General features: G+C 45.5%; 13 protein-coding genes. 9 read left to right on the top strand and 4 right to left on the bottom strand.

Annotated features, from left to right (window positions below; all coding sequences use genetic code 11):
- Positions 1-95: 95 nt before the first annotated feature.
- Positions 96-536, bottom strand: coding sequence for an ROK family protein (locus BVG16_RS06690; RefSeq protein WP_078497754.1), 441 nt, complete (start codon positions 534-536; stop codon positions 96-98).
- Positions 537-738: 202 nt separating this feature from the next.
- Here BVG16_RS06690 and crcB (BVG16_RS06695) point away from each other — a divergent pair, with 202 nt between their 5' ends.
- Positions 739-1,143, top strand: coding sequence for a fluoride efflux transporter CrcB (gene crcB, locus BVG16_RS06695; protein WP_078497755.1), 405 nt, complete (start codon positions 739-741; stop codon positions 1,141-1,143).
- Positions 1,143-1,505, top strand: coding sequence for a fluoride efflux transporter CrcB (gene crcB / locus BVG16_RS06700; RefSeq protein WP_078497756.1), 363 nt, complete (start codon positions 1,143-1,145; stop codon positions 1,503-1,505). The genes crcB (BVG16_RS06695) and crcB (BVG16_RS06700) overlap by 1 nt, the downstream gene beginning before the upstream one ends.
- A gap of 6 nt (positions 1,506-1,511) precedes the next feature.
- On the opposite strand, the gene BVG16_RS06705 is transcribed toward crcB (BVG16_RS06700), so the two are convergent.
- From BVG16_RS06705 to mnmA, 3 genes are all read right to left on the bottom strand, one after another.
- Entirely contained in the window at positions 1,512-2,756 is a 1,245-nt protein-coding gene (locus tag BVG16_RS06705) for an MFS transporter (RefSeq protein ID WP_078497757.1), read from the bottom strand.
- Positions 2,757-2,937: 181 nt separating this feature from the next.
- Positions 2,938-3,807, bottom strand: a complete 870-nt coding sequence (locus BVG16_RS06710; protein WP_078497758.1) for an ABC transporter ATP-binding protein — start codon at positions 3,805-3,807, stop codon at positions 2,938-2,940.
- A 305-nt stretch (positions 3,808-4,112) separates the two neighbouring features.
- Positions 4,113-5,231 carry a tRNA 2-thiouridine(34) synthase MnmA gene (gene mnmA / locus BVG16_RS06715; protein WP_078497759.1) on the bottom strand — a complete coding sequence of 373 codons (1,119 nt, stop codon included), beginning with the start codon at positions 5,229-5,231 and terminating at the stop codon, positions 4,113-4,115.
- 268 nt (positions 5,232-5,499) lie between these two features.
- Here mnmA and cymR point away from each other — a divergent pair, with 268 nt between their 5' ends.
- From cymR to alaS, 7 genes are all read left to right on the top strand, one after another.
- Positions 5,500-5,919 (top strand): cysteine metabolism transcriptional regulator CymR, encoded by a 420-nt coding sequence (gene cymR / locus BVG16_RS06720; RefSeq protein ID WP_078497760.1) that lies wholly within the window; start codon positions 5,500-5,502, stop codon positions 5,917-5,919.
- 43 nt (positions 5,920-5,962) lie between these two features.
- Positions 5,963-7,114 (top strand): cysteine desulfurase family protein, encoded by a 1,152-nt coding sequence (locus BVG16_RS06725; protein WP_078497761.1) that lies wholly within the window; start codon positions 5,963-5,965, stop codon positions 7,112-7,114.
- 133 nt (positions 7,115-7,247) lie between these two features.
- Entirely contained in the window at positions 7,248-7,769 is a 522-nt protein-coding gene (locus tag BVG16_RS06730; RefSeq protein WP_078497762.1) for a PRC-barrel domain-containing protein, read from the top strand.
- A gap of 9 nt (positions 7,770-7,778) precedes the next feature.
- A complete protein-coding gene (locus BVG16_RS06735) occupies positions 7,779-7,991 on the top strand; it encodes a hypothetical protein (protein WP_078497763.1) in 213 nt (70 codons plus the stop codon).
- A 160-nt stretch (positions 7,992-8,151) separates the two neighbouring features.
- Positions 8,152-9,219, top strand: a complete 1,068-nt coding sequence (locus BVG16_RS06740; RefSeq protein ID WP_078497764.1) for an AI-2E family transporter — start codon at positions 8,152-8,154, stop codon at positions 9,217-9,219.
- 746 nt (positions 9,220-9,965) lie between these two features.
- Entirely contained in the window at positions 9,966-10,127 is a 162-nt protein-coding gene (locus BVG16_RS32725; RefSeq protein ID WP_158081634.1) for a hypothetical protein, read from the top strand.
- A gap of 235 nt (positions 10,128-10,362) precedes the next feature.
- Positions 10,363-12,990 carry an alanine--tRNA ligase gene (gene alaS, locus BVG16_RS06745; RefSeq protein ID WP_078497765.1) on the top strand — a complete coding sequence of 876 codons (2,628 nt, stop codon included), beginning with the start codon at positions 10,363-10,365 and terminating at the stop codon, positions 12,988-12,990.
- The last annotated feature ends 34 nt before the right edge of the window (positions 12,991-13,024 follow it).

The raw sequence follows: 13,024 nt of genomic DNA on the forward strand, positions 1-13,024 counted from the left end.
ATTGTGCACGATAGTTAGTCACATCTGGACATAGAAGCGCCCATGGTTGCATGAAGCAGCCATGGGCGTAATTTATTTAGATTTCTTTTATTTTTTTATACACCGACTTGCATCAATTCTCTAGGTTTCAAACTTGGCCAAGTTGCATCCTGATCGAAGAAAATTCGATAATTTGCAGCCATTCGAGGTAACAATCTTAGATCTGCATTAAGGCGTGCTTTCATCGCATCGGTAATGCTGATTCCTGATAGTGCTCCGTACTTCTGTTGGGTCGGTATGTAGCTGACGCCACGTTCATGATCGCATGGACCTGGAAACACATACCCGATTCCTGTAATTTCATCTGTTCTTCCAGAAAGCGTTGCGGCTTGCTTACGAATCAGTTCATACAGGTAATCCAATAGAAAATTTCGGCTTTGATTTGAATACGCTGGATAATTGCGGACGGTCTTCTCTACAACGTTCCCCGATTCTGAGACAATGCTACTTTTAATCTCGGTTCCACCGACTTCGAATACGATGGTATATCGGTTCATTTTGAAACCTCCTTATGGATGCTGCAATAAGGATTGCGCCTGTGATAACGATACCATGAAGATGTGAAAAATGGTATTGATCTGGCAGACGAACTATGAATTTTTTGTTAACAAGTTGTTAAGATTGGCGTCATGACGTAGGTTTTTGGTAATTTGTGTGGTTAAATGTATGTACATATTGTAAATCAGGTGGTAGAGAGCGATGTATAAAAAAGGAATTGCGGTTGGACTTGGCGGGTTCGCGGGGGCATTGCTTCGCTATGGAATAAGTGAATGGATACCCGCTGTGAATGGTTTTCCATGGGGCATTCTCATAATTAACTGGACAGGGTGCCTATTCTTAGGGTGGTTCCTTACGGCGGCAGGAAGACAGTTCCAAATCCCTCCCCATGTGACACTTGCGATTGGTACCGGATTTGTTGGTGCCTACACAACGTTCTCCACATTTGCGGTAGATACCGTTCATTTGATGCAGGATGGACATATGGGAAAGGCGTTGTTATATATTGTGAGCAGTGTCATCGTGGGGCTATTGCTTGCATTTGCGGGTGTTCGACTCGGATATCTTGGTGCTGCGAAGTCTAAATCGGAAGGGAAGGTTGTCTGATGGTCTGGTGGATCGGTCTTGGAGGAATCTGTGGCAGTATCCTGCGATTTCTCTTAGGTACCTGGATATCGTTACGATCAACGTCTAAATTCCCGTACGGTACGTTCGTCATTAATATTAGCGGCTCGCTGATTCTCGGCTGCATCGCAGGATTGCACGAGCAGCGCGAGATCTCATCCATGTTATATGCCTTGTTAGGCATTGGATTTTGCGGAGCATACACGACCTTTTCCACGTTCGGGGTAGAAACGATACGGCTGCTTGAGCAGCGTCTATGGAACAAAGCTGCGGCATACGTGCTCTGTTCCGTATCGATCAGTATTGCGGGTGCATGGTTAGGGATGTGGTTGACGATCAGGTAAAACAGCTTACATCCGATGGTTCGCATGCAAGCTTGCGGATTCATCGCGATGGAAGGAGGCGTGGATCATACAGCATACGACAGCAAGAATTCCACCGCCTACCGCTACCCAAGCTGCGTGCTGAATACCGCCGGCATCATACATGAGACCAATCATATAGGGACCGAATAATCGTCCTAGACTGCTAATTGCGCCTTCAACACCAAGGTAGAAGGGAGCGTGCGATCCGCTGCGTTCGCTGATGAAGGCAGGGATGGTAGGGGAGATCAACATCTCTCCGATGGTAATGGTAATCATGGCAAGAACAATCATCGGATAACTATGATTGATTAAGATCATGACGAAACCTGCGAAATAGAAAATGGCGCTTCCCGTTAGCTGCGAAGTTAACTGTCTCATGAAGGTCTGGTTCAACCATTTCACGAAGGGCTGTCCCACAAATATAAGTACACCATTCATAGTCCAGAGGATGCTGTACGATATCGGCTTCATGCCTTCAGAATCGAGAAACGTTGAGATCCCGGTTCCCCATATGGAATTACCGAACATGATAAATAGGGCGCCCATAGCCATAAACAAGTATAATTGATACGCCCCGAGCAATTGCCACGTTTGACTGAAGCTTGATTTTGTTTTTTTCTGCTTATGCATGTCCTCTGTCGACACATTCAAATCCATTTTGCGCATGAAAATCCAGAAGAACGTAGCGAACAAAATCGATGTCACGCCATTCATCACAAAGGTCAAATGATAGGAGAAACTTGCAATAATTCCGCTGCAAGCCGTCCCTATGGCTACACCCAGGTTATTGCCGACATAAGCAATGTTATACATTTCCCGTCTGCGATCCGCCCAACGAAAGCCGATAAACGCGGATATGGCCGGCATACTAATCGCATTGAAAAATCCAATACACGCCATCAAGCCTGCATAGATATGGAAATTGCTTGTGAACATGAGTGAGAATTGAAATAAAGACGTAATCGCAAGGGCCCATACCACTAATGTTCGCATGCCTATGCGATGAAATAAGGTGCCTCCGACAAGTTGTCCCATGATACTAGCTAAGGCTTGTCCAAGTAATACAAGCCCTGCATCCGCTGCGGAACGATGAAAGAATGAGAAAATATAAAGTGTCGTTAACGGCCACATGAATGCATTACCCAACGAATTGACGAAGCTTGCAGATACGAATACCCAAACCTCCTTGGGGAATTTTGACATATGATTTAAATTAAGATTGAGTTTCATGATCGTTCTCCTGTCTGTCCCGCCTGGTCCGAAATATATCCAACATAACATACAGATAACATAAGAAAAAGCCCTATTTGTAAAAATCATACAAAGTGAGGGATGTATGATCTTACTTCTAGGACTTTTTCTTAGAGGGTGAGGGTTTCTATCATTAACCTAGGGTTGAATCTTGGGTTGATTATTGCGCTGCGGCTACAGCTTGCAAAGTGACAGGTTCTTTCACATTGGTCGCAGATGGACGACTAGATGTACTGCTATAGGATTCGCCTGCTAATTCATATGGCAAGCATAATGGTAGACCTGTTCGAGGGTCTGTTACGATGTCTGCTTCAATGCCGAAAACTTCGCGCATCACATCGGGCGTAATCACTTCTACAGGCGAGCCGCAGGCTGTGACTTTACCGCTCTTAATCGCAACCATATGCTGCGCGAAGCGGGAGGCGTGATTCAAGTCATGGACGACCATCACGATGGTCCGCTGCTGATCCTGATTTAATTTCTCTAGAAGTTTCAATACTTCAAGCTGATGCGCCATATCTAAGAAAGTAGTAGGCTCATCCAAGAATAAGAGATCCGTGCCTTGCGCTAAAGCCATCGCAATCCATGCACGCTGACGTTGTCCGCCAGATAATTGATCGACAGGGTGATCGGCAAAAGCGGGCATACCCGTTACTTGAATCGCCCATTGGATCATTTCATGATCATCTTTACTCATACTGCCGAAGCCTTTCTGATGTGGGAAGCGGCCGTAGGAGACCAATTCTTTTACGGTTAACCCTTCAGGAGCGATCGGATTCTGCGGTAAGATCGCAAGCTGCTTCGCTACTTCGCGGGTGGATTGTCGGTGTAATGACCGCCCATCAAGAATGACCGTACCTTTCTGAGGTTTCATAATACGTGCCATTGTTTTTAAGATCGTCGATTTACCCGATCCGTTCGCACCGACAAGTGCTGTGATTTTACCTTCCGGTATCGTTAAGTTCAAGTCTTCAACAATTAAGCGCTCTTCATAAGCGATATTCAAATGTTCCGTAAATAATCGATTCATCCGTCCAGCAACTCCTTTGACCATCATCCGTTATCTATAAGTATCGAGAAACTATCATGTGTAGTAAAAGATCAAGTACGAATTTCTATGTTGATTCAAATGATAATGATTATCAACGTCAATGTCAAGAGGAGCACACAAAAAAACTGCCGGATGGCAGCGAAGAGGTTAAACATGTGAACACTTTCTGAAGCATGCGGCAGGAAGGTTACTTCGATGCCGATGATAATCACCCTTCATAAATAGCTAATATCACATGTATTCCTCACGGCCAAAGGCAGTTGTAGAATAATAGAGGCGTAGATTTACGCCTCTTGGATTTGTACTTTGTGAACTTGATCAATCGTGCCGCCGCCGAGACATAATTCACCGTCGAAGAAAACGACAGCTTGGCCTGGTGTGATGGCTTTTTGTGGTTGATCAAATGTTACTTCCATTGTATCATCCGACGTCCAAGTTAATGTCATGCCTTGATCAGGCTGACGATAGCGGAACTTCGCAGTACAACGCAGCGGCTGAGACTTATCTGCGTGACCGCTGATCCAGTTGATTCCGGTAGCTGTGAGTCCTGTGGAATAAAGACTTGGGTGTTGGTCACCTTGCACAACATATAGAATGTTCTTCTCTAGATCTTTATCTGCAACAAACCAAGGCTCGCCAGATCCGGACCCGCCAATTCCTAACCCCTGCCGTTGTCCTAACGTATAGTACATCAGACCATCATGGTCGCCTTTCACTTCACCGGTGCGAATATCGATCATTTTACCGGATTTGGCAGGCAAATAATTGCTGAGGAACTCCTTGAAATTGCGTTCGCCGATAAAGCAGACACCTGTACTGTCTTTCTTCTTCGCCGTAGCTAATCCGGCTTCTTCCGCGATTCGTCGAACTTCCGGCTTCGGCAAATGGCCAATAGGGAACATGGCCTTTGACAATTGTTGTTGATTCAGCGCATTTAAGAAGTAGGTTTGGTCTTTGTTGTTATCCACTCCGCGAAGAAGCTTGTATGTGCCGTCTTCTTCAATGACGCGCGCATAATGTCCTGTTGCGACATATTCAGCGCCGAGATCGATGGCTTTTTGCAAAAACTCACCGAATTTGATCTCGCGATTACACATGACATCCGGATTCGGCGTTCTTCCACGCTTGTACTCCTCAAGGAAATAAGAGAAGACTTTATCAAAATATTGCTTCTCGAAATTGACTGTATAGTAAGGGATTCCGATTTGTTCGCATACGCGGCGCACATCTTCCGCATCATCTTCTGCGGTGCAGTGGCCGAACTCATCCGTATCGTCCCAGTTCTTCATGAATATACCGATGACATCGTAGCCTTGTTGCTTCAGAAGCAGTGCGGTAACCGATGAGTCGACGCCGCCTGACATCCCTACAACGACACGAGTGTTCGCTATTGAATTCGACATAGTTATCACCATTTTTCCTGTATTATCTTAGAGGTTGTTCATTTTTTTTGAACATTCACTCAATATCACCTTGTATTGTAACATAACATTCGTAAATCTTCGAACCGCGGTTTGGAAAATCTGTGTTATGATGAACATTCTTGTGAATATGTTGATGTTTTTTTGCCCATAACGATGATAAATGTGTTAACATAAACAAAGGTGTGTTATTGGAATAATCGGAATACCATGATATTGAATTTTAATGTGAATGAGAGAGGTGCTCTTTTTGAAAATATCTACGAAAGGCCGTTACGGGCTAACGATTATGATGGAATTGGCAGCTAAGTTTGGTGATGGTCCAATATCATTAAAAAGTATTGCGGAGAAAAATCAATTATCAGAGCATTATTTAGAACAGCTTGTTGCTCCATTGCGTAATGCAGGACTTGTAAAAAGTATTCGCGGCGCATACGGCGGCTATATTCTAGCGAAAGAACCTGAACAAATCACGGCTGGAGATGTAATTCGCGTCCTTGAAGGACCGATCTCGCCGGTTGATTTCACTGAGGAAGATGATCCCGCAAAACGTGATTTGTGGTTGCGTATTCGTGATGGCATTGCCGAAGTGTTAGATTCAACAACATTAGCGGATTTAATCGCATTTAAAGATGAGGGCGCGTTAGATAATTATATGTTCTACATTTAATTGACGCCTTACGATACAGCTCTGTTAGAAGCAGGTGAAGGAAATGTCTTATATCTATTTAGATCATGCAGCAACGACGCCTATGCATCCCGAGGTGATCGAGGAAATGACCCGTTACATGCGGGAACATTTCGGGAACGCATCAAGCGTTCATCGCGTAGGCCGTGAAGCCAAACATTACTTAAATCAAGCACGAGATCGGATTGCAGCAAGACTTCATTGTCAGCCGAACGAAATCGTGTTTACTTCAGGTGGAACGGAGAGCGACAATATGGCGCTCTTCGGCGCTGTATCGTACGAACGGGATCGCAGCGGGAAGAATCATATCATAACCTCTCAGATCGAGCATCATGCGATTCTGCATACCTGTGCGCAGCTTGAGCGTATGGGAATGGAAGTTACTTACGTTCCTGTTGATGCGACGGGGCGAGTAGATGTGGCGGATATCGAAGCTGCCATACGACCTGAGACCTTATTGATTAGTATTATGTATGGGAATAATGAAGTAGGGACTGTACAACCCATTCGTGAGATTGGTACATTAGCCCGTGCTAGAGGAATTAGATTTCACGTAGACGCCGTGCAAGCGTTAGGAGCTTGTTTATTTGACGTATCCGAATTACCTGTAGACCTCATGAGTTTTTCCTCCCACAAAATTAATGGACCTCAAGGTGTTGGGGCGCTGTATATGGCTCGCAGCACAACCGTTGATCCTCTTCTGTTCGGGGGCTCTCAGGAACGCAAACGCAGATCTGGCACAGAGAATATCGCCGGAATTTTGGGCTTTGCGAAAGCCGTGGAGCTAGCGACAGATTCACTAGACGATAAAATTCATACTACCTCACATTTACGATCGACTATGTTCCAGCTGCTACAGTCTCAACTTGGCACAGAACGTGTCGTACTCAATGGACATCCTACGGAATGTCTGCCGCATATTTTAAATGTTAGCTTACTAGGAGCTCCGACAGAGACCATGTTGATGAACCTGGATATGGAAGGTATTGCGGCTGCAAGCGGCTCTGCATGTACTTCCGGATCGCTAGAAACATCACATGTTCTTCAAGCCATGCATCTTTCTGATGAAGTTTTGCAATCGGCTGTACGTTTTAGCTTTGGTTTGGGCAATACTATAAAAGATGTGGAATTTACCGTCCAAAAAATTGCAACCATTTTGAGTCGTATGCGTAAATAAAGTTAAGGATTACTCTGTGGACAAGGAGGGACAAGCATTCCACATCTTTCGGAGAACAACTAGGCGACAGTCATTGGCTGATTGCTAGGTGTTCAGATGGTATTACCGAACGAGGAGGGACCTCTTTAGCACCATGAAACTGCTGGAAATGATCGGCTTACCCATTTATGAAGTGGATACGGGCAAAAGGATTGGAAGAGTTCAAGATTTTCATGTGGATGCCCGTTGGGATATTGAAGGGATTGAACTTGAACCGAGGAAATTGTTCTCGTCTACCATTCTCATGGTGCCTTGGCACGAGATTATGGCTTGCGGTGAAGATGCTGTAATGATTAAGAATAAACAGGCGATTCAGAAGAAGAACGCCGTCGATATACAATACACACTCATGTGCGGAGATCACAAATTACGTGATCTTCCGCTCTTAACACCCGATGGTAATCAACTCGGCCGCGTTGTCGATGTTTATTTTGACCATAATATGGGGAATACAATAAGAGGGTTAGAAATTACGGATGGTTTTATTTCAGATCTCATCGAAGGTCGTAAGTGGCTCCGGGTCACGGATGTGCTTACAATTGGCCAAGATGCCATCATGGTTCCAGTTGATAGTGAGCAACGTCTGGAGAAAATCATTACTTCTGTTAATGGATAGGTGAATTTTATGATGAGATGCCCAAATTGCAACTCCAAGGATATCGGCAAGATTGGTTCTCACCAATTTTATTGCTGGGGATGCTTTATTGAGCTAACCGTGAACGGAGAAAAGATGTCGGTGTTTCAAGTGGAAGAGGACGGAACGCTGAGCTCATTGGATGATCTGTTTTTTGGAGAGGAAATGCCACAAGAATTCCCTTCGGTTCAGGTATCGCCGTAGCTTGGGAAATATAGATGTGAAATCATGCCCTTGTCCCGTGTGTTTGCAATGCGCAACCGTCACAGGAGAAGGGTTTTTGCTCTGCATTGAGGGGGTTAATTTTCCGGTCGGCTACATATACTGAAGGATATGCTAGTCCGAACGGTGGGGATACGAAATCGTGGAGCGATTTACCAAAAGCAAGTTTTTCGTCTATAGTGTCTTTACGTTGCTTGGTTTAATGATTTTGTACATGCTGCTGCTCATCAAACCTATTTTCGTGGAGATTTTTCAATTTTTGAAGGCTGTGATTACGCCCTTTTTGATTTCTATCATTATCGCGTATGTGTTGAATCCGATTGTCACCTTATTAAAAGATCGCAAAGTACCCAGAACAATGGCGGTACTGCTGATCTATGCGGTGTTCTTAACATCGCTTACCGTGATTCTTATGAATGTCATTCCGATGTTCATGAAACAGCTGCAAGAATTGAACGAGCATATGCCAGAGTTAAGCATGAAGGCGCAGAGCATTGTGCATGATTTGAATCATTCCGTGTTACCGCCGAGCATTCGTTTAGGGATATTTAATTGGTTGGGACAGCTAGAGAGCAAGTTGGCGCACACGATCTCCGATCTGATGAGCAACCTTGGGGCAACGCTTAATTTGCTGATGGTTGCGTTTATCGTACCATTTCTGATCTTTTATATTCTAAAAGACTTCGAGGTGTTCGAGCGGGCCGTTATACTCTATGTTCCACGCTCCCATCGCAAGCAGATTGTCAAACTGATGAAAGATATCGATCAAGCCCTGGGCAATTATATTAGAGGTCAGTTTCTCGTCTGTCTTATTGTAGGAATTCTTGCGTACATCGGATATTGGATCATTGGCATGCCGTATCCGCTGCTATTAGCCAGCGTTGTAGCGGTCTTTAATATTATCCCCTATCTAGGTCCCTTCTTCGGTGCGGCACCGGCCATTCTGATGGCGTTCATGGTTTCTTGGAAAATGGTGCTGTTCGTCGTGATTGTCAATACGATATGCCAAATCCTCGAAGGAAATGTTATTTCGCCGCAGGTGGTAGGTCGCACATTGCATATGCATCCGTTGCTCATCATTTTTGCCTTGTTGGTCGGCGGTGAAATCGCAGGTGTCATTGGGCTGATTCTTGCCGTTCCATTATTTGCGGTAATGAAAGTTATTCTGCAGCATTTCTTCGCGTATTACGTCAAAAGAAAGACGATTTAAGGGCGAATTTGACAGGATTGGGCTTCGCCGATATACTTTTAATGATAATGAGATTATCTATGAAATAACATGAAATACGTTGATGAAATCAAGTAAGTCGCACCCATATCCAGAGAGTGAATTCCTTCTCGGCAGGTTCATCGTCAGATGTTCTGCTGCGTCGGCTGAGAGAATTGACCATGAAGGACGACTGAACGCTAATTTCGGAGTGCGAATGAACTTCGCCGGGTAGTTCCGTTACCAACTTTACGAGGAGATCGTTCGAGAGAAATCGGACGATAACCAGGGTGGTACCGCGATCATTCGTCCCTGTTTTATTTGGGGGACGATTTTTTGTGTTTTGGTGGTGTGAACCCCCTGAATCTAGGCGAGTGCGAACCCCCTAAATCCCCCTTCTCGAAGGGGGACCCCAAAGGGTTTCCCTCTGGACACCCAAAGTTTGTCTAGGGAGAGAGAGCGGCGTGCTTGGTGGAGGTTGTGTGCTGAGACCGCTACTGTCCTTCGGACTCGCTTGAACTTGGGTGCAAGACTCGTGGGTAACGCTCCGAAGAAGGGCAATGAACCTGCGTACTCGTTGTACGGCGTTCATTGTCATAAAAGACTTGAGAGCGTTGCTCTGAAGAGGAGCCATGAACCTGTGTACTGATGTACTACGTTCATGGTCATGAAAGACTCGTGGGTAAAGCTCCGAAGAATGGCAATGAACCTGCGTACTGATGTACTACGTTCAAGGTGAGGAAAGACTCGTGAGTGATGCTCCGATGGGTCGCCATGAACCTGTGTACTGGTGTACTACGTTCATGGTCGTGCAAGACTCGTGGGTAACGCTCCGAAGAATGGCAATGAACCTGCGTACTCGTTGTACGGCGTTCATTGTCATGACACACCGTTATTATCGAACGGTGTGAGGTGGGCTTAACGAGGGGATGGGTGAAGATAGCGGAGCGGCTGAAATTGTTCTGCAGAAGCGTTAGCGTTCGCCTTTGTGATCGGATTTCAACCCTATCAGGGTTCATCCAATCAAGGAAATCCGGGAACAAGAGCGATCGGAAGAACAATTCACCCATCGCCCTTAGCGGTTGACATCCTGCGCCCACCCACACCTACTTATAAAACTACATTTTAATATGGAGGTAACTACCGATGAAAGCTAGTGAAATTCGGTCCAAATGGTTAGAGTTCTTTGCAAGTAAAGGTCATAATATTGAACCTAGTGCTCCGCTTGTTCCACACAACGATCCTTCGTTGCTATGGATTAACGCAGGGATGGCGCCGCTGAAGCCATATTTTGACGGCCGCGTGAAACCAGAGAATCCACGCATCGCGAATTCACAGAAATGTATCCGTACCAATGATATTGAGAACGTAGGCAAAACACGTCGTCACCACACGTTCTTCGAAATGTTAGGGAACTTCTCCATCGGCGACTACTTCAAAGAAGAAGTCATCACATGGGCATGGGAATTCCTAACGGATAAGAAATGGATCGGGTTTGATCCAGAACGCCTCTCCGTTACGGTATACCCTGAAGATGAAGAAGCTTTCAAGCTATGGAATGAGAAGATCGGTATTCCTGCAGAACGTATTTATAAGACAGAAGATAACTTCTGGGATATCGGCGAAGGCCCTTGCGGACCTTGTACAGAAATTTTCTACGACCGCGGCGAGAAATACGGAGATCTATCGGATCCAGAATGTACCCCAGTAGGCGAGAACGAACGCTTCCTTGAAGTATGGAACTTGGTGTTCTCTCAATTTAACCATAACAAGGACGGCAGCTTTACGCCGCTTCCGAATAAGAACATTGATACAGGCGCAGGTCTAGAGCGCTTTGCTTCGATATTGCAAGATGTGGATTCGAACTTTGACACGGACCTATTCCAACCGATCATTCAAGCGGCTTGCCAAATTGCGAATGTGAAATATGGTGAGAATACAGAAGTGGATGTTGCATTAAAAGTTATCGCTGACCATGTGCGTACCGTTGCTTTCTCCGTTGGGGATGGCGTGCTTCCTTCGAATGAAGGTCGCGGTTATGTCATTCGTCGTTTGCTGCGTCGCGCAGTTCGTTACGGCAAAGTACTGGGCATGGACCGTCCGTTCATGTACCAACTCACTTCGGTCGTAGGCGATGTCATGGGCGTATACTATCCGGAAGTCGTAGAGAAACGCGAGTTCATCGAGAAAGTCATTCGTACGGAGGAAGAACGCTTCCACGAAACATTGTCAGACGGCTTAGCGATCCTATCGGATCTTAGCAAGAAGGCGAAGCAAGATGGCGTGACGGAAATTAGCGGTACAGAAGCTTTCAAATTATATGATACGTACGGATTCCCGTTCGACTTAACGGAAGATTATGCTTCAGAACATGGCCTTACCGTAGACCGCGCAGGCTTCGACGCTGCGATGCAAGAACAACGCGATCGTGCACGTGCAGCTCGTCAAGAGACCGAAAGTATGAAAGTGCAAGGCGGCGTCCTGTCTGATTTTACGTCTAAAAGTGAGTTTGTTGGATATAATGAATTGGAGATTCCAGCAAAAGTGATCGGGATTATTATGGAGGATGCTTGGGCAGATCTTGCTGAAGAAGGTCAAAGCTGCCAAGTCATTCTAGATCGTACACCATTTTACGCTGAGAGCGGCGGACAAATTAGTGATTTAGGTACATTAACCAATGACGCGGTATCGGCTCAAGTGGAAGGTGTATTCAAAGCGCCGCAAGGCCAGCATGTTCAACTTGTAACGGTTCAATCCGGCACACTCCGTGTTGGAGACACGGTTCAAGCGACTGTACGTAAAGCGGCAAGAGAAGATATTATTAAGAACCATACAGCAACACACTTGCTTCACCGTGCATTAAAAGATGTGTTAGGCGAGCACGTTAATCAAGCGGGTTCTTTAGTGGAAGCGGATCGTCTTCGCTTTGACTTCTCGCATTTCGGAAGTATTACAGCAGAAGAGCTTGCAGATATTGAACGTCGTGTGAACGAGCAAATCTGGAAGGGTACGAATGTTGTAATTGAGCAAAAGCCTATTGCTGAAGCGAAATCGATGGGCGCCATGGCACTATTCGGTGAAAAATACGGTGACGTCGTTCGTGTCGTTCAAGTAGGTTCATACAGTATTGAGCTATGCGGTGGATGCCATGTAAGCAATACATCACAAATTGGATTGTTCAAATTGGTTAGCGAGAGCGGTATTGGATCGGGTGTGCGAAGAATTGAAGCCTTAACGGGCCGTCATGCGTATAAGTATATGGATGAGCAGTTAGATGTGCTCAAACAAAGCGCTTCTCTCTTAAAATCGAATATTAACGATGTGCCTAAACGTTTGGATGCGTTGTTCGGACAAATTAAAGAATTACAACGTGAGAATGAATCCCTTCAAGCCAAATTAGGCAGCATTGAAGCGGGTCAATTAACGAATCAATTGAAACAAATCGGTGACGTACAGCTTCTTGCAGCGAAAGTGAATGCGAATGGTATGGATGCGCTTCGCGGTGTAGCAGATGAGCTCAAAGCGAAGTTTGAGTCAGCGATCCTCGTGCTTGGCGCAGTTGCAGAAGATAAAGTCAACCTTGTTGTATCCGTGTCTCCGGATCTTGTCAAGCGCGGCTACCATGCGGGTAAACTTATCAAAGAAATCGCAGCGATTTGCGGCGGTGGCGGCGGTGGACGTCCTGATATGGCACAAGCTGGCGGTAAAGATCCATCCAAATTGGAAGAAGCACTCACATTTGCCACGGAACTTGTTACAAAACAAGCACAGTAGCGTGAAGATTGATTTTATTGTGAGTAGCAATGTG

This window comes from Paenibacillus selenitireducens, from assembly GCF_002021565.1.
GTDB classification, from domain to species: domain Bacteria; phylum Bacillota; class Bacilli; order Paenibacillales; family Paenibacillaceae; genus Paenibacillus_K; species Paenibacillus_K selenitireducens.